11 protein-coding genes are annotated in these 17,942 nt (G+C 51.1%); 1 reads left to right on the top strand and 10 read right to left on the bottom strand.

Annotated features, from left to right (window positions below; all coding sequences use genetic code 11):
- Positions 1–53: 53 nt before the first annotated feature.
- The 8 genes from ACJJIP_RS03625 to edd form a co-directional block, all read right to left on the bottom strand.
- Positions 54–449, bottom strand: coding sequence for an SMI1/KNR4 family protein (locus ACJJIP_RS03625; RefSeq protein ID WP_020412535.1), 396 nt, complete (start codon positions 447–449; stop codon positions 54–56).
- Complete coding sequence (locus tag ACJJIP_RS03620; RefSeq protein ID WP_444946239.1) at positions 446–5,365, bottom strand: RHS repeat-associated core domain-containing protein; 4,920 nt, start codon at positions 5,363–5,365, stop codon at positions 446–448. The genes ACJJIP_RS03625 and ACJJIP_RS03620 overlap by 4 nt, the downstream gene beginning before the upstream one ends.
- An 847-nt stretch (positions 5,366–6,212) precedes the next feature.
- Entirely contained in the window at positions 6,213–7,649 is a 1,437-nt protein-coding gene (gene pyk / locus ACJJIP_RS03615; protein ID WP_020412533.1) for a pyruvate kinase, read from the bottom strand.
- Positions 7,650–7,801: 152 nt separating this feature from the next.
- Positions 7,802–8,836, bottom strand: coding sequence for a type I glyceraldehyde-3-phosphate dehydrogenase (gene gap, locus ACJJIP_RS03610; RefSeq protein ID WP_020412532.1), 1,035 nt, complete (start codon positions 8,834–8,836; stop codon positions 7,802–7,804).
- Positions 8,837–9,023: 187 nt separating this feature from the next.
- Complete coding sequence (locus ACJJIP_RS03605) at positions 9,024–9,653, bottom strand: bifunctional 4-hydroxy-2-oxoglutarate aldolase/2-dehydro-3-deoxy-phosphogluconate aldolase (RefSeq protein WP_353376006.1); 630 nt, start codon at positions 9,651–9,653, stop codon at positions 9,024–9,026.
- 20 nt (positions 9,654–9,673) lie between these two features.
- Positions 9,674–10,384: a 6-phosphogluconolactonase gene (gene pgl, locus ACJJIP_RS03600; RefSeq protein ID WP_282952599.1), complete on the bottom strand. Its 711-nt coding sequence runs from the start codon at positions 10,382–10,384 to the stop codon at positions 9,674–9,676.
- A gap of 60 nt (positions 10,385–10,444) precedes the next feature.
- The gene (zwf, locus tag ACJJIP_RS03595) at positions 10,445–11,905 is read right to left on the bottom strand and encodes a glucose-6-phosphate dehydrogenase (RefSeq protein ID WP_020412529.1); all 1,461 of its coding nucleotides are present in this window, start codon (positions 11,903–11,905) and stop codon (positions 10,445–10,447) included.
- 51 nt (positions 11,906–11,956) lie between these two features.
- Positions 11,957–13,774: a phosphogluconate dehydratase gene (gene edd, locus ACJJIP_RS03590; RefSeq protein ID WP_020412528.1), complete on the bottom strand. Its 1,818-nt coding sequence runs from the start codon at positions 13,772–13,774 to the stop codon at positions 11,957–11,959.
- An 819-nt stretch (positions 13,775–14,593) separates the two neighbouring features.
- Between edd and ACJJIP_RS03585 the strand changes: the two genes are divergently transcribed.
- Complete coding sequence (locus ACJJIP_RS03585; RefSeq protein ID WP_444946238.1) at positions 14,594–15,679, top strand: LacI family DNA-binding transcriptional regulator; 1,086 nt, start codon at positions 14,594–14,596, stop codon at positions 15,677–15,679.
- Between the two features lie 27 nt (positions 15,680–15,706).
- On the opposite strand, the gene nagA is transcribed toward ACJJIP_RS03585, so the two are convergent.
- Both nagA and nagB-II read right to left on the bottom strand, forming a co-directional pair.
- A complete protein-coding gene (nagA, locus tag ACJJIP_RS03580; protein ID WP_444946237.1) occupies positions 15,707–16,834 on the bottom strand; it encodes an N-acetylglucosamine-6-phosphate deacetylase in 1,128 nt (375 codons plus the stop codon).
- Positions 16,835–16,882: 48 nt separating this feature from the next.
- Positions 16,883–17,881: a glucosamine-6-phosphate deaminase NagB-II gene (nagB-II, locus tag ACJJIP_RS03575; protein WP_020412525.1), complete on the bottom strand. Its 999-nt coding sequence runs from the start codon at positions 17,879–17,881 to the stop codon at positions 16,883–16,885.
- Between the last annotated feature and the right edge of the window lie 61 nt (positions 17,882–17,942).

Here is a 17,942-nt window from a genome sequence, read left to right as displayed (position 1 = left end):
TTACAATCATTGGGTGTCCCAAAATCGGCATGAATCGTACCTAATTTAATAAACTAACTTTCTGCCAACAATCCCCCAGCAGAAAGCCATTCAAACAGACTGTTCCCCAGTATCTCCATATCGTCCTCATCCATGCTTCCTTGATCAACTGAATACACCTTTCCATTTGACAGGCTAATTAAGATAGAAAGCCCTCCACTATCATCTCCAATAGCAAGATATCCTGGGGCATATTCGAACACCTCAAAAGTTTCGTTTCTCTCTACGAGATCTTCAGACCTATAAATAGTAAGACCATTACCAAGCGCAAATCCATCTGTCCTCCTCATTAGCGCCACATAATCATCAGGAAGTTTAATTTTCAAGTCATCTTCCAGTTTTTGAAGTTGCGTTTCAGACACACCAGAACCAAAAGATTCAAAATCATCTAGAGCATCTAGGTCTATCATTCAAAAGCTCCTAAAGAATCAAAATATTTATAACTGTCTTTAATTGCTTTTTGTGCCGTTTTTTCAGGCACTCCAGCATCAATCATCTCTCTATATCCGGTGCTGAACTCTTCACCAATAGAAGTTGAGTATGGATCTACACCATCTACTTTCATCGTTCTGCGACGTGCTCGCTGAGATGCAGATATTTTCGCATGTGGTTTGCCTGATGCCGATTCTAAAAGAACAGCAGGTGCATCATTTCTGTTGTAGCCTTCGACATTTTTTTGAGCCCATTTATCTTGTACTGGGTGATGCGACTGTACGAAATTATCATTTTTAGTGTTTTTATAGCCTTCAGCTCTATTTTTTCCTGGACTTAGGCGCCCATGCTGATCAACATCATTCGTAGAGTAGCCGTTAGGGTTATTTCCACAATCCTTAGCTTTTAGGCCATACGGGTCAATAAATATTATTGGGTTAGGCACATACTGATAATTATTAACCCCCCCCAACAACCCAATCGGATCCTGCTGAGTAAACTCCCCAACCTGTGGATCATAATACCTAAACCGGTTGTAGTGCAGCCCGGTCTCTTCATCGAAGTACTGCCCCTGGAAGCGGATTGGCTGCTCTATCTGATTTTCATGGGCCAGGGCAATATTGCCATAGCTCTTGTAGGCAACGCTCCAGACCACTTCACCTTCCTGACTGGTCAAGGTATCAGGCGTTCCCAGGTGATCCAGATGGTAGTGATAGACCTGCTCTTTATCTTGCTGACTTTCCTTTAAAGCAACCGGTTTAAAGGTGCCCGGTTCGAAGTAATAGGTGCGGGTACTGAGATCCTGTTTGGTTTGGTTGTCCGTTTTGCTTTCCTGCAGGAGAACATCGCTATCCCAGAGGAAGTCGGTTAGTTCGCTGTTCGTGACTTTGCCAATACGACGGCCCAGGGGGTCGTATTGGTAGTGGATCACCTGTTGGAACTGTTCTGTGCCCTTTTCTACCTTGAGCTTTTCTACACGTACCAGCTGCTGGCGGCTGTTGTAGTGGTAGCGGGTTTGCAGTTTTTGCCCTTTACCGCGTAGTTCGGCAGTGCGATTGCCGTGGATATCGTAGCGGTAGTGGGTATCACCGCGGAAGGCTAAACGGTTGCCTTTGACCTGGGTGGCACTGGCCTGCTGTTTGGCTTCGTCTTTTGAGTTGGCGGCCGCGAGAATATTGTGTGCGGGGTCGTGCACAATATATTCAGGGTTGGGGCCGTCTACCTGGGTCAGGCGATCGAGGGCGTCGTAGTGGTAGCTGCGGGTTCCGCGCAGGCTGTCTTCGATTTTGGCGATCTGGCCGGCTTTGTTGTACTGGTAACTGCGTTCCAGAATTGAGTTTGTGCCCTGGGTGGGGTCGGACACCGGGCTCTGGTTTGCACTGCTGGTTTTGCCCAGGCGCAGCTTGTGCAGGCGGCCTTGTGGATCGTAGTCTCTTTGGCTTTCCAGTCCGTTGCCGTGTTGGCGCTGGCTTTCCCTGCCCTGTTCGTCGTGACTGATACTGGTAATCAGCTGATCGGTATCGCTGCCTAAGGGGCGGCGGTGCAGGCTTTGGAATTGACCGGCGGGGTTAAAGGCGAAGTTAAGCACCTCGCCATCGGGTAGTGTGGTGGCGATACGGTTGCCGGCGGCATCGTACTGGTGGCTCAGTTTATCTTTGCCCTGCCAGTCGGTGGTAACGCGGCCATTGGCATCGTATTCCCAGCGCAGTTTGCGGTGGGTATTTTCTGCTTCGATAAGTTGTCCGCTGCGATTGTAGCGGAAGTTGGTGATTCCGTCCGGGGTGGTTTCTTCCAATAGGCGGCCGAAGGGATCGCGCTCGAAGATGGTGTCGATGCCTTTGCCGCTGTCTGTGTCGGTTACGGCTCTGGAGCTTACCAGATGGCCGGCGCGGTTATAGGCGTAGCGGGTAACGCGGCCGTCGAAGCCAACTTCTTCAATCAGGCGTTCATTGAGGTCGTATTTAAGTTGGTAGCGCTCGCCATTTTCATTGGCTAGGCCAATTAAGTTGCGTTCGCCATCATAGTGATATTCCAGGCGGCTGCCGTCCGGGTTGGTGCGGCTCTTAACCTGGCTGAGGCCGTCGTAAGCGTAGCAGGTACTGCGGCCTTCAGAGTCAATGACTTCGGCAAGCAATCCTTGGGGGTTATAGCTGTATTGAGTCCGGGCACCGTCTGGAGTGGTCACTGCATGGATACGGTCCTGGGCATCGTATTCATAGCGGGTTATCTGGCCCGGAGCATGCTGCACTTCAGCCAGGCGACGAGCACCGTCGTAGCGGTAGTGCTGGGCACGGCCCATGGGATCTTTGATCGCTGCGAGATTGCCTTCGGGGTTCCAAAGGTAGCGGGTGGTATTGCCGAGAGGGTCGGTAACGCTGCCGATTAAGCCAACAGGGTTATAGCCGTATTGGGTGCTGTTGCCGAGGGGGTCTTTGCTGGCAACGATCTGGCCATTTTCGTTGTATTCCCGTTGCCAGCTATTACCGGCGGGGTCGGTAACTTTTGCGGGCAGGCCTTCACCGTTGTATTCGATACGGTGGTTGTTGCCAGCGGCATCGGTCTTTTGTATCAGGCGACCTTGATTATCGTACTGGTAAATTTCTTCGCGCAGGCTGCCATCGTCGCTGGGCAGCTGTACCCGGGTGACCTGACCCAGGTCGTTGTAGCTATAGAGAGTCTCTGCACCTTCCGGATCGCGGTGATAGATTGGTAGGGCACGGTCATTAAAGCGGTAGCGCTCTTTACCGCCGCGGGTGTCGGTAACGGTAACGCCCTTGCCATCATCATCCCAGGCAAACTGGTAATTGTAAGTATCCTGCCCATCGATAGGATCGCCCCACTGGCGCACACAGCGGGCGGAGGGGCCTTCGGCATCCCATTCAAAGTGGAAGCGGTAGCCGGTTTTTAGGGTGCGCTGCTTAATGACGTGCTGATGGTACTGGTACTGCTCGCTGTGTCCGTCGGCGTCGATGGCTTTGATCAGGTCCCCTTCACCACTGTACTCATAATTTGCGAGTACTTTAATACGGCCGTCGCGGGTTTCTTTTTTCAGCTCACCAATACGCTGGCTGTTTGGCTGCCCTGGCGGCGGGCTGATATGCAGGGCTTCACCGATGCTGCTTTCGATACAGATCAGACGTTCGTCGACATAGTGGAACAGGTAATAATTGCCGTAGCCATCGCGGATTTCTGCAAGCTTGAGGGAGCCTTTATCTCCGGTGGCTTTAAAGTGTTTTTGTACACCTTTGGGGGCACCGTAAGGAGTCACTATCCAGTGATCGTCATTAATGCGGGTGAGGCTTAACTGCTCCACTACGTTGTGACTGCGGCCGCTGTCTCCTGGAGCAGGCAGACTGATCACCCTGCCTTCGGCATCGTGGAACTGCACTGCTTTACCCGGGCGCCACACCAGCTTTTCACCCAGGGTGTGGGTCCAGCCGTGGCCCAGGCCGAAGTCTTTGGAATTACTGCTGCGGTAGGTGCGCGCCACGGTGAGTGGCAGTGGACCATCCAGTACGGCATCGACCAAAGTAAGGCGTTCTTCACCCGTTTTTAAGTTAATAGGTTCGCCGCCTTCGCAAGCCTTGCCATTACATTGGGAGCTATCTCCGTTATGGTTTTTCCCGGTTTGGCTATTGGTTTTATCCGCTTCGCTGGATTGGCTGGTCTTACTGCTATCGCTAGCCTGAGAATTATTGCTGTTATTACCAGAGCTATTTCCGCTTTGGTTACTGTTATTGGCACCAGAGCTGCTGGAGCTGCCACTGGAGCTCGAACTGCTCGAAGAGGGGCCACTCGAATTGGATGGGGCGGCTGCATCGGAAGAGCTCAGGTCGGAAAAGCTGGCTCCATTACCCTTGGCATTACCACCTCGCTTTTTGGAAAGCAGATTACGTTGCTTTTTCAGCTTGGCGAAGTCGAGCATCAAATCGCCAATACCGCGGAAAGCCTTCAGCAGACGGGCATTTTTAACCAGGGATGCCACAGCACCGGCACCACCTGTGACTGCAGCCAAGACGATAGTAAGAATAATCTCGAATGCACCACCACCGGCCATCTCGGTGATTTCGAGGCTGTGCTGGGCTTTCACATAATCCTGAGCAAAACGGAAAATCGTATCGCGCAGTGCCGGCTCGTCATAAATCACCTGGGCCACTTCGAGGGCCAGCTCCAGCTGCTGCTTGGTGATCTTGGATGGATCAAAGCCAAGCACATCAACGGCTTCCCGATGCACTGCAGAGAGGTACTCTTTGCCGGATTCCTCGAAGCTCTTATCGTACAAAAGGTAGTTTGCTGTTGCCGTGCTGAGTTCCCTGGCCTGGCGCATGGGATTAACTAGCGCAGCTACTTCCATCACGTCCTTGCCCCAAACCGCCAGGCCCCAAGCGGCATTGCCTAAGCCGGTAGCACCGCGATCAATATAGGCACCCACTTTCTCTAAGGTGGAGCGCTGCTCGTGACGCTGTTGGATCAGCGCTGCCTCAGCTCGTTCTTGGGCGATAATCTGCTGCAGCCCCATGCGAATCTTGGCAATCAACTCTGACTGCTTGTCAGCAAGCGCCGTGGCTGCAAACGGGGCTTCTTCAATAATCAGGCGATTTTGGATCAGGGCCAGGTAAATTTCCTGTTCTCGACTGGAAAGATGACCGGGCGCTTCACTCAGTGGCCCTAAGAAGACAGTGCCCGCCTGGCTTGATTGAATACTGACACTCAGCGCATTACAGGAGATACCATTCATGCCAAAGAAGTGTTCGTGAATCTCCTGGATTACAGCATCATCAAACATGGACAACAGCTGGCTGGCATTGACCTTCAGGGGAATGCCCATCTGGTATGCCCAACCAACTCTGACCATATAACGAACGCCTTGCCTGTTCTCGACACTTAGCTGCATGGATAATCCTTCAAACGCCGTAAGCCCGCTGTGCGCCAGCCTCTAGTTATCATTTCCTGACCCAATAAATCGTCTTGATTTATTTTTGGTCTCGGCATTGGGAATACCAGCTCAAAGAGCCGGATTCACCTTTGACTTGCTCAATTTGCAATCAAAAACCCTGTTTTCCGCACGGTTGAATACCCCTAGAAAACATATTGAATTAGGGTAATCGCAATTTGTGAAATCTTAAATAGTGAAAATCACCGCCTTTCTGGCTTATGGAAATTCTACTCGCCAATAGTTCTAATTCACCGGCACTAGGATGAGGTGAGGCCAAAGCTACTGGCAGGAGATACCTGAAATTGCGACCTGTTGAAGCAGGTTACCGCAAATAGGCTGGTTGGGATAGATAAGTGTTATTACACGAATAAGACAAACCAAGGAGTCAGTTTAACACCCAGGGAAAAAAGAAATAATCAAATAAAATAGTTTAATTGTTTTATTTCGGAGTTAACAACCGTAGATAATTTACAGAAAGAGCTCTATTGGAAAATATAATTCAGCAGCAAAGCCCTGCCGCAGAATTACCCATACACAAGATAAGTAGCCCTGAAAATGCTGTGGTTTTTTAATAGGCAATAAACATATTTATTTGCCTAGAACAGCAAAAAATCAATAAATAAGGAAACAATATGGAACTGTAGTCTTATATTTTTGCGCAAATAACAACCAAAATATAAGAAAAGAATAAAAAAGCGCAGGAAAATTTTTTGAGGTCACAGCCATTAAATTACATCAACAACTGCTGCACCATCACCAGCCCTCTTGGGTTCGGGGCAGGTGATGGCTTACACCGAATAATTGGTTACTCGATCTCTTTAATACGCATGGAGCTGGTATGCCCACCTACATTCAAGCGTTCACCTTGGGTGATCAAGACTCTCTGCCCTTTCTGTAGGTCAATACGCGAACTGAGCACTTCAATAATGGACTCGGTAAGATGCCCCAGTGGAACTGCCGCCGGATCAAAGCTGATGGGCTCAACACCACGTAACAATACCAATTGGCGCGCAACATTCGGGTGTCGTGTCATTGCATAAATAGGTAGGCGAGTATTGGCCCGTGACATCATCCGTGGTGTACGCCCTGATTCTGTCAGGGCAGCCACGGCACAGAGGTTCTCCACTCGAGAGGCGACATCAATCGCAGCCTGGGCAATGACCGTGTCAATACGGTCGGAGGCACCATGCTCCTCAGGGGTGTATGGGACACTGCCAAGATACTGTTCAGCACCCACAATCACCTCACTCATGGATTCCACTGCCGCCACCGGGTAATCACCCGCAGCGGTCTCAGCAGAGAGCATCACAGCATCTGTACCATCCAACACTGCATTGGCAACATCCATCACTTCTGCGCGGGTGGGGGTCGGGCTGGTGATCATGGACTCCATCATTTGAGTCGCAGTAATCACGCCACGATTGAGCGCATTAGCGCGATTGATCAATTTCTTTTGTACACCCACCAGGGCCGGATCGCCAATCTCAACCCCGAGGTCGCCTCGAGCGACCATGATGGCATCGGATGCAAGAATCAATGCATCCATCTCCGCATTGTCAGCAACTGCCTCAGCGCGCTCCACCTTGGCCACTATCGCTGCCTGGCTGCCAGCTGCCTGCATAGCCTTGCGAGCAGTTTCCAGATCTTCCGCACAGCGAGGGAAACTCACCGCGAGAAAATCTACCGCTAACTCAGCGGCCAGCTCAATATCCCGGTAATCTTTCTCTGTCAAAGCCGGTGCGGAAAGGCCACCCCCAAGAAGATTGATGCCTTTGTTGTTAGATAACTTGCCACCTTGCAATACCCGACAATAAAGCTTACTCGGTGTGGTACCAGTTACTTCAAGGCGGATCTTGCCATCGTCCAGAAGTAGGATATTGCCAGACTCACAATCACTAATCAGGCTAGGGTAATCAACTCCAACACGGTGCTCATCACCACCTTCGGGGGGACAGTCGAGATCCAAAGTAAATTCGTCATTATTTTCCAGGTCAACGCTACCGTTGGCAAAGCGCGCTATGCGTATTTTGGGTCCCTGCAAATCCCCCAGCACAGCCACAGTTTTACCCTGTGCTGTTGCGGCTTCGCGCACCTCTTCCACCCTGCGGCGGTGGTCTTCGGCGGAGCCGTGGGAAAAATTCAGGCGCACAATATTAACCCCGGCACGAATCATCTCCTCGATTACGTGGGGTTTGTCTGTGCCGGGTCCCAGGGTGGCGACAATTTTTGTATGGCGAATCATATGGTCCCGTCAGCTATTCAGTTTGAAAAAAGTTCTTTGGACTGGCCAACCTATTCCCTGATGGTTTTTACCAGCCCTTAAAGTACAAGACGAATTTATAGGTTATCCCGCACCTATATTCCGGCACTAAGCCGGCGTTCCGCTCAATCGAATCAGGCCGACTCGGCCACAGGCAAGTCCAATTGCAGTGCCGCGGCCATGGCCAAACTGGTATCCAGCATACGATGGGAGAAGCCCCACTCGTTGTCATACCAGGCCATCACTTTCACCAAATTGCCATTTACACGAGTGTGATTGGCATCGAAGTGGCTGGAAGCACTGGTGTGATTAAAGTCTACCGATACCAGTGGCTGGTCACAGTAAGTCAAGACGCCATTACTGGCTTCCGCTGCCTGCTGCATAATACGATTGATCTCCTCCACCGTAGTGTCGCGACCGGCAATAAACTGGCAGTCCACCAGGGAAACATTGCTTACCGGAACCCTTACAGCCATACCGTCCAGGCGCCCTTTCAATTCAGGTAGCACCAGGCCAACAGCGGCGGCTGCACCGGTCTTGGTAGGAATCATATTGTCAGCTGCAGCCCTCGCCCGATAAATATCAGCGTGGACAGCATCCTGGGTGTTCTGGTCATTGGTATAGGCGTGTACCGTAGTCATTACGCCGCGCTCTATACCGAGCTCGCGGTGCAACGCCTGGGCCACTGGCGCCAGACAGTTAGTAGTGCAGGATGCATTGGAAACCACGCGGTGATCTGCGGTCAGGTTGGCGTCATTAACTCCGTAAACAACAGTGAGGTCAGCATCCTTTGACGGCGCAGAGATGAGCACCGCAGAGGCGCCTGCTTCGAGGTGTGCAGAAGCGGAGGCTTTATCGGTGAAGCGGCCAGTACACTCCAGCACCAAATCCACTCCGAGTTTTTTCCAGGGCAACTTGGCCGGATCTCGCTCCTGGCACACCTGCACTCGATCACCACCAACTACCAGTGCATCACCATCTACTTTCACATCCGTGCCAAAGCGGCCGTGGATGGTATCAAATCGGGTCAGGTGCGCATTGGATGCCACCGGGGCGAGGTCGTTAATCGCAACCAGTTGAATACGATCACTATAATCGGACTCGTAGATGGCTCGGGTGACGTTGCGGCCGATACGGCCGTAACCATTGATGGCAATTTTAATTTTCATCTGGCTTTACCCTGTTTATTAGCTTCTGGTTTTCCATGCTGCACCCATCAACGGATGCACCTTACCGAACGTTTGTGACAATTAACTCGGAAATGTAACAAGCCATCCATAACTTGCTGGACGATCACTCCTGCAAATAAAAAAATTATTTCTTCAGGAGCTAGCACCAGTCCAGGTCAGTGCTAGGTCAAGACTTCAATGTCGCAGCCTGCTTTGACAGGCGGGTAATCTCAGCCCAGTTCTTCTCGCGTACCAGGCTACTGGATGCCATCCAGGAACCACCCACACAAACCACATTATTTAGGGCCAGATAGTCCGCTGCATTATCCGGGCTAACTCCTCCGGTTGGGCAGAATCGGACTTCAGCCAGTGGCCCCGCGAGAGATTTCAACATGGGCACACCGCCGGCGGCCTGGGCCGGAAAAAATTTCTGGTACCTATAGCCGCGTTCAAAAAGGCGCATTACCTCGGATGCACTGGCTGCGCCAGGCAACAACGGCACATCGCTACCATCAGCCGCAGCCAGCAATTGCTCTGTAGCTCCGGGGCTAACCATAAAACCGGCTCCGGCATCAGTGGATCGACGCAGGTCATCGCTATTTAATACAGTGCCTGTACCCACATGTGCCTCTGGTAAATGCTTGGCAATTTGCTCCACCGCACCAAGCGCAGCCTCTGTGCGCAAAGTCACCTCAAGAACATTCAAACCACCTTCAAGCAGTGCCGTAGCTAAAGGTAGAGCATCTTCAACCTGTTCTATAACCAGCACTGGGACAACCCCAGCAGCCTGCAAAATGTCGGCGATATTCTTCTGCATCAATCAATTCCAATCGTTCGTTAAGGTGCCCAATAGACAGTGACTGGTTTCAGCCCCTGTTTGAGGATACTGCGCACCGGCATTTCCATCTCATCACTGCCTAGTAAAGCCTCACGATAAACTTTGAGTTTTTCTTCACCAGTAATTAGCAGTTTGATATTTTTAGCCTGTAAAATTGCGCTCAAAGTCAATGTCATTCGCTCGGTATTTGTACCGGTAACCTCACTCTGCTTAGCGGTAATTGCACTGCATAATTTTTCAGAATCTGGACTCAAAGCATCCTCAAGACCTTGTGCATGGGGAAATAGTGAGGCGGTATGACCATCACTACCCATTCCCAGAATGCAAATATCGAAAGGGCGCGACAGCTCGGCATAAGCGCGCTCGCAATCAGCCTCACCCTGAGCAGCAGTGGCATGTAGATTCTTCATGCCCAACAAAGTGGCTTCCGCCGCATTGTTTTGAATTAAACTGTTTTCAATAAATGCCTGGTTACTACCACTGTGGGATTTATCTACCCAGCGTTCATCTACCAGGGCGGCGGTTATCTTTGACCAGGGCAAAGGGCGCTTGGAAAGCTCCCGATAAACCGGTTCAGGAGTACTACCACCAGAAACCAGAAATGTGGCCTGCCCTCGATCTTTTATACCTTTTTGCAGCTCACTGGCGCAGTCGTGAACCAGTGCCTGCACCAGGCGTTCTCGATCTGAGTAAAATTTTTCTTCAGCCATGGAGATTTCCATTTTTTAGAGGAGACATGCCCGCATTTAGCCAGTCATACCCCATAATCATTACTTGGCGTTAAACCAGTGACGGCCACTACGGGCCAGTAATTCACTAGATTCCTTCGGACCCCAGCTACCAGCGATATAATCTTTTGGCTGGTTATTAGTCTCTCGCCAGTGTTCAATAATTGGATCGACCCAAGCCCAGGCTGCTGCCACTTCATCACGGTGAATAAACAGAGCCGAATTATTCGCCGCTGCATCCAGCATCAAACGTTTGTAGGCATCGCTGTGGAAGCTGTCGTAAGTATCCGAAAGAGTTAAATTCAGTTCCGCTGGCTGTAGTTCAGTAGTAAGGCTATCCATTTTCTTGGCCATTAGCACCAACTTGATGCTCTCTTCGGGCTGCAGGCGAATAACCAGGCGATTGGGAATAACTTTGCCGGCGCTTTCGTCATAGACGTGGTGGGATACGTTTTTGTACTGCACCACAATTTCTGCACAACGTTTTTCCATACGCTTGCCAGTCCGCAAATAGAAAGGCACGCCAGCCCAACGCCAACTATCGATATGCGCCTGGATTGCGACAAATGTTTCCGTGGAACTGACACCGCCTTCCAGTTCATCCAGATATCCAGGCACTTGCTGTCCATCAATGTCACCAGCTATGTACTGTCCACGAACTACATTTTTGTCCACTTCCAATCCGGTAAGTGGGCGCAAGGCTTCCAGCACTTTAATTTTTTCCGCACGGATATTTTTTGCGGACATGGTATTAGGCGATTCCATTGCAATCAGGCACAACAACTGCAACAGGTGGTTTTGCACCATATCGCGTAAGGCTCCGGTTTCGTCATAAAAACCGGCGCGACCTTCGAGACCAACGGTTTCAGAAATACTAATCTGGATATGATCAATGCTCTTGGCATCCCACAAGTGCTCAAACAGTACATTGCTGAAACGCAGCGCCAGCAGGTTTTGTACAGTTTCCTTACCCAGGTAGTGGTCAATGCGGAAAATATTATTTTCCGGGAAGTAACTGGCAATCTTGCTATTAATTTCGTCAGAGGTCTGCGCGTTATAACCCAAGGGTTTCTCAACAACTACTCGGGAGTTTTTGCTAATCAATCCCTTGATAGAGAGGTTTTCACAGCAGGGACCAAATACCGCAGGAGGAATTGCCAGGTAAAAAATACGTACCCGCTCTGGATCTGTACCGAGAATATCTGCCAGATGCTCCCACTGCTCATTGGGAACAGCGATATCCAATGCTATTGGACGCAGCAGTTGGCTAAAGCCATCCCAACTGGAATCACTGTACTCACCTTCACGCAAGTACTGCTTTAGCGCTTGGTGAGCAGTCGTTAAATATTGATCGGCATCTTCCCGGCGGCGACATACGGGAAGAACACGGCAACCATTCACCAGGCTGCCCTCCCTGTATGCGCGGTACAGGGCTGGTATTAACTTGCGCAACGCAAGATCGCCACCGCCACCAAACAACACCATATCAAAAGGGTTAAGCATAAATTTCGCTCTAAGCTCGTATTTCTGCAGTGCCAATAAGCACCGCGTTAATTAGTAAAGAATACTGGCACCGCTCTCTGCACCACTGGCGATCGCGCGCATATTGGCAAAGAGTTCTCGACCCATGCCCCGTGCATTTTCAGACAGATCACACTGTGCAGCTTCACGTGCGGCAAATTCCGCTTCATCCACATGTACCTGCAGAACACCAGCCTCCGAATTCAGCTCGATAATATCGCCATCGCGTACCTTGGCGATGGGGCCACCTTCAACCGCTTCTGGTGACATATGAATAGCTGCAGGTACTTTCCCCGAAGCTCCTGACATGCGCCCATCGGTAACAAGTGCTACTTTAAAACCGCGGTCTTGCAACACCCCCAAGGTCGGAGTTAATTTGTGCAATTCCGGCATGCCATTAGCCTGAGGGCCCTGAAAGCGCACAACCGCAACAAAATCCCGTTCCAACTCACCTGCTTTGAACCTCTCCAACAGTTCATCCTGGTTATGCAGGACAATTGCGGGGGCTTTGACTTTGAGGTGCTGCGGCTTAATCGCCGATACCTTAATCACGCTGCGTCCCAGGTTACCCTCGAGCAACTGCAGGCCACCGTGGTGAGAGAAAGGATCACTAACCGGGCGAATAACGGAAGTATCGCCACTCTCTTCCGCAGTTGGACGCCATACCACACCATCACCCGCATCGTTAAAGAAGGGGTCATTGCAATAGGGTTTGAGTCCGGTGTCGCCCAGTACTGTGTGTACATCGCCGTGCAGGAGCCCCGCGGAGAGCAGCTCACGAATCAGGAATTGCATACCACCAGCCGCAGCAAAGTGGTTGATATCAGCACTGCCATTCGGATACACATGACACAGCAAGGGCACCACTTCAGAGAGATCTGCCATATCCTGCCAGGTCAGCTGAATACCTGCGGCGCGGGCCATAGCTACTAGGTGTAAGGTATGATTGGTAGAGCCGCCTGTAGCCAGAAGGCCAACTACACCATTTACAAAAGCCTTTTCGGTAAGAATTTTAGCGATTGGTGTGTGCTGACTGGGCTCAGTAATTTGGGCTAGCTGCGCCACCGCGGCTTCATTCAGGGCATCACGCAGACCAGTCCCCGGATTAACAAAAGAACTGCCTGGTAACTGCAGCCCCATAATTTCCACTAGCATCTGATTGCTGTTGGCGGTGCCATAGAAAGTACAAGTACCAGCACTGTGATAAGAGGCGCTCTCCGCTTCCAGTAATTCTTCACGACCAACCTTGCCCTCAGCATAGAGCTGACGCACTCGAACTTTTTCTGCATTGGAAAGCCCCGTAGGCATTGGGCCTGCAGGAATAAAAATGGATGGCAAGTGACCGAAGGCCAGGGCACCTATCACCAGGCCGGGCACAATCTTGTCACAAATGCCGAGGAACATAGCGCCCTCAAATACATCATGGGACAGGGCTACGGCTGTGGACATGGCAATCACATCGCGGGAAAAAAGGCTCAGCTCCATACCCGGGCGCCCCTGGGTGACACCATCACACATGGCGGGCACCCCCCCTGCTACCTGGGCAGTGGCACCATGACGAGCCGCTGCTTCTTTGAGGCGTGCGGGATAGGTACCGTAGGGCTGGTGCGCTGAAAGCATATCGTTATAGGCGGTTACAATCCCCAGATTAGGGCCTCGCCCTGAGGCGATAAGCTGCTTTTCCTTTTCTGGAGAGGCCGCAATTGCATGGGCCAAATTGCCACACGACAGGTGCGCAGCCGCCCGGCCCTCAATATGCGCTTTTTCAACCTGTGCCAAATATTGGGCACGGGTTTCCTCGCTCCGCCGGGTTATGCGATCGGTAACTGCCTGAACCTTGCTGTGAACCATGACTATTCCGTATTAATTTTGCTTTAACACCGACAAAGGCCCAATTAGCCCAGGTCGTACTCCGGCGATATTTCAACCACCGCTAAACATCCATCCTTGAATAGACAGTCCAATTGAGGGAGTCCCATCCCAACTATTCGGTTGTAGTGCGGCTGCAGATCTATCACCCGGCAACAGCGCTAAAAGTAAAAAAATCTATTTGCGCCACTGCGATAAAGATTAAAAATTTATTTCATAAAAAAAATAGGTTTGTAACTAAGAGACCAGTTCCTAGCCTCTAAGAGCACCGTTTTACTGAAAACCATCCACTTTCCGACCAAAACTCCACAGCCTGCAATATTCAGCTTGGCCAGCTGGCATGTTAGTTGGGCTATGTGGCAGCCACCTCCTCCCCTGTTCCGGGGTAGAAGCTTTTAATGCCCAGCGAACCTCCAAAACCCACTTAAAGGCAGCCCAACCTTAATTTGCGCCAATTATGTAGTAAAACTACAAAAAAATTCAAGTACTCACACATAGAATTCAGGAGAAAGAGCTAAGTACATTAAAAATGGCGTCATACACCTCTAAAATACCAATCTTAAAGGGAGTAACGGCGAGTTAATCAAAGTCGCTACTATCGACACGGCAGTCAAACTGTAAGAAATTTACACAAACTAAAGGTATTCACAGAGTGAGCCAAAAAAGGCTCTGACACCTGAACGGTGAATGACGGTAAGGCACTGCTAGAATCTTTGCCTGGTGGAGGCAGAGGGCCAACTACTGCCAAACTAGTAACCAGGCAGTCTCAAGGGAGAGTTCCCGCAGGAAGGATCGATATCAATGAAAGTCACTATCAATGACGTGGCGGAGCGAGCCGGCGTATCGATAAAGACCGTCTCACGGGTCATAAACAATGAACCCTCAGTTCGCTCAAGCACCAGAGCGCGGGTTCTCGAGGTGGTGGAAGCACTGAATTACCGCCCCAACCTGGCTGCACGCAACCTGGCCGGAACACACTCTTACTCAATCGGTTTTATCTACGATAATCCCAACGCTTACTACGTCATCGATATGCAAAATGGCATACTCGATGCGTGTCGGGCACAGGGCTACGAATTGCTGATACACCCCAGCAATGCCCAATCCAGTACCATTCATGAGGAGTTGCGCCGCCTGGTGGAGCAGAGCAGAGTCGCGGGACTGGTGCTAACCCCCCCATTTTCAGAAAGCCAGGAGGTAATCAATACGCTCAAAGCTATGGATGTAGAGTTTGTACGTATTGTCTCATCTCACGGCCACAAAGTGGCGGAAAGTAATTGCATCCTGATCGATGACACCGCCGCCGCTTTTGCAATCACGCAACACCTGCTGGATTTTGGGCACAAACGCGTTGCTTACCTAAGCGGGGGTACTGAGCACTTTTCCACCCAGGGACGCCTGGAGGGCTACAAGAAGGCCCTCCAAAATGCTGGATTACCTTTCGATGAGCAGCTAGTTGAACAGGGGGAATACTCTTTTGATTCCGGCGTAAAAAGTGCCACTAAGCTGTTGCAGTCTGGCGAACCTCCGACAGCAATTTTTGCCGGCAATGATGAGATTGCCGCTGGCGCACTGTTTGCCGCACGCATGCTCAATATTGACGTTCCAGAACAGCTGTCTATTGCCGGTTTTGAGGATAGCCCTTTTTCACGCCAAACATGGCCAAAACTCACCACCGCTCACCAGCCTAACGAGGAAATCGCCCAGCGCGCAGCGGAACTGGCCCTGGAGCGTATTCACTTCAAGAGCTGTGAGGAAAAGGGCATAAAAGAAAAGAATGGCGCAAAATCAACTAGGCAGAAAAGCAATACTGGCTGCTACTTCACCCCAAAGCTGGTCGTGCGTGAATCCACTGGAGCCGCTCCGCAAAAAAATGCCAGAAGATGACTCCTCCCAATTCAGCAAACACTGAGGTTACCTGGTAAAAACCTGGTAACCGCCAATCCAGGTTTTCTGTACCTGTATATCTTTATCAAGCAGGATCATGTCAGCTCTACTGCCAAGTGAGATTCTGCCCATATGCAGACCCAGGAACTGCGCTGGGTAGAGGCTTGCCATGCGCAACCCCTCTTCAATTTTCAAATGACACCAGCGACAAATATTGCGTACTGCACCAATCATATCCAAGTGCGAGCCGGCCAGTTCCCCGGTACTGGAGGTCAGCTTATCTCTCTCCCGAGTCACCACCCGATCAAACAGTGGAAAACTAAGCGCATCACTGCCCACCAAAGACATCGCATCAGTAACCAATATTAATTTGCCTCGGGGCTTGGCCTTTAAGGCAAGTTTCATTGCTTCGACACAAACGTGATGACCATCGGCGATCAAGCCACACCAGGCCTCATCCCTGGTCAAGGCTGTGCCCACCATACCCGGTTCGCGTGAGTGCAGTGGCGACATGGCGTTATATAGGTGGGTAAACCCTATCGCTCCGGCTTCCAGCGCAGCAAGCGCGGTTTTCCCATCCGAATTGGAGTGCCCCAAGCATACACAGACTCCCATAGATACCAGCCGATGGATATCCTCCACCGGTACGGTTTCCGGAGCCAGGGTAACAACTTTTATTCCCAGGTCGTCGCGTGCATATAGGGCCCATTCGGCATCACTCAGAGGGCGAATAAATGATTGCTCATGGGTGCCTTTTTTAGGCACACTCAGATGTGGCCCCTCAAAATGAATACCGATAACTCCAGGAATTTCCTGCCGAAGGGCCTCGCTGACTGCACTGGCAGCGAGCTGCATTACGTCGAGACGGTCAGTAATCAAGGTGGGGAGAAATGCACTGGTACCAAATTGCGCATGAGCTTTCCCTATTGTTCGCAGTGCCTCGACACTCGGCTCCTGATTAAACAGTACACCACCACCACCGTTAACCTGTATATCCACTAGACCCGGAGCTATCAAGCCGTGGACATACTGGGCGTGTGCTGGCGCAACACCTCCAAGAGAAACAATTCGCCCGTCATCACCGACAACCAGTGCCACGTCCTCAAGGATCTCCTCACCATCAAATAATCGCTCTGCTACCAGGGCAAAACCCACGCTCCCCTCCTCACTTAATCTCCCCACGGCGGGTTTACGGGCAAATTATTACACGGTATGGGTAACTTTCTTCAGCCCCGCGGGTTCATCTGGATTAATACCCCGGCTCACCGCTACATGGGCAACATCAATATAAAAGCGCTGCAATAGTGCCAATGGCGCTACTCGCGGGTGCACACCTTTACTCGGCACATGCAAATTAATCAGGGCACCGCCCCGCCGGATAATGTCATCGATTTGTTCGCTATGGCATCTGAAAGATTCATCTTCAATGGGGACATTCACCACGGTCAATTTATCTTCAACCAAAGTGACAGGGCCATGTAAAAACTCGGCACTGGAGAAAGACTCTGCATGAATGTTGCACACTTCCTTTAGCTTAAGCGCCAATTCACGCGTGATTCCATAGCCGGGCCCCCTGCCGAGTACTACCAGATTTTGCACCGCAGCCAAATCTTCAGGACGCAGCTGGATATCCGCGCGTACGGCAGCCTCCAGAGTATCCGGCAATTTCTCCAGAGCCTCTTTTAAAGCTTGATCTCCAGTCCAGAATGCCACCAACTGCAAAACAGCAGACAGAGTCGCCAGATAACTTTTGGTTGCCGCCACAGCCCTTTCCGGCCCTGCCTTTAAAGGGACCACCTGATCGACAATATCCCCAATCGGCGCCTCCTCATCATTCACCAATGCCACGGTAAAGGCGCCACACTCCTTTGCCATACGTGCCTGGGCAAGGATATCCGGGCTGCGACCCGATTGAGATATCACCAGCACAAGCGCGCCTTCCAACTTCAGCTTTCGCCCATAAACACTGGAAACAGAGGGTGCCGCAGCAAAGGTAGGCGTCCCCGTTTCAATTTCAATCAGATACTTAGCAAAAACGCCGGCATGATCGGAGGACCCGCGTCCCACAATCATGACAAAGCGCGGGGGCTGCGCGCGCAGGCGTTCACCGAGGTACGCCATAATCCCTGCATTATTCTGTAGCTGCTCAGCAATTCTTGCCGGAGCCTCCCGAGCCTCGACTTCCATTAAGGTGGTAGCCATGCCGAACTCCACTCGCGATGATATTTTTGCGCGGCTTTGCGCCTTGCACAGGACAAAAAAA

It is taken from the genome of Microbulbifer variabilis, from assembly GCF_052467165.1.
The sequence above is the reverse complement of the archived record's forward strand: the minus strand, read 5'-3'. Positions and strand labels throughout refer to the sequence as shown.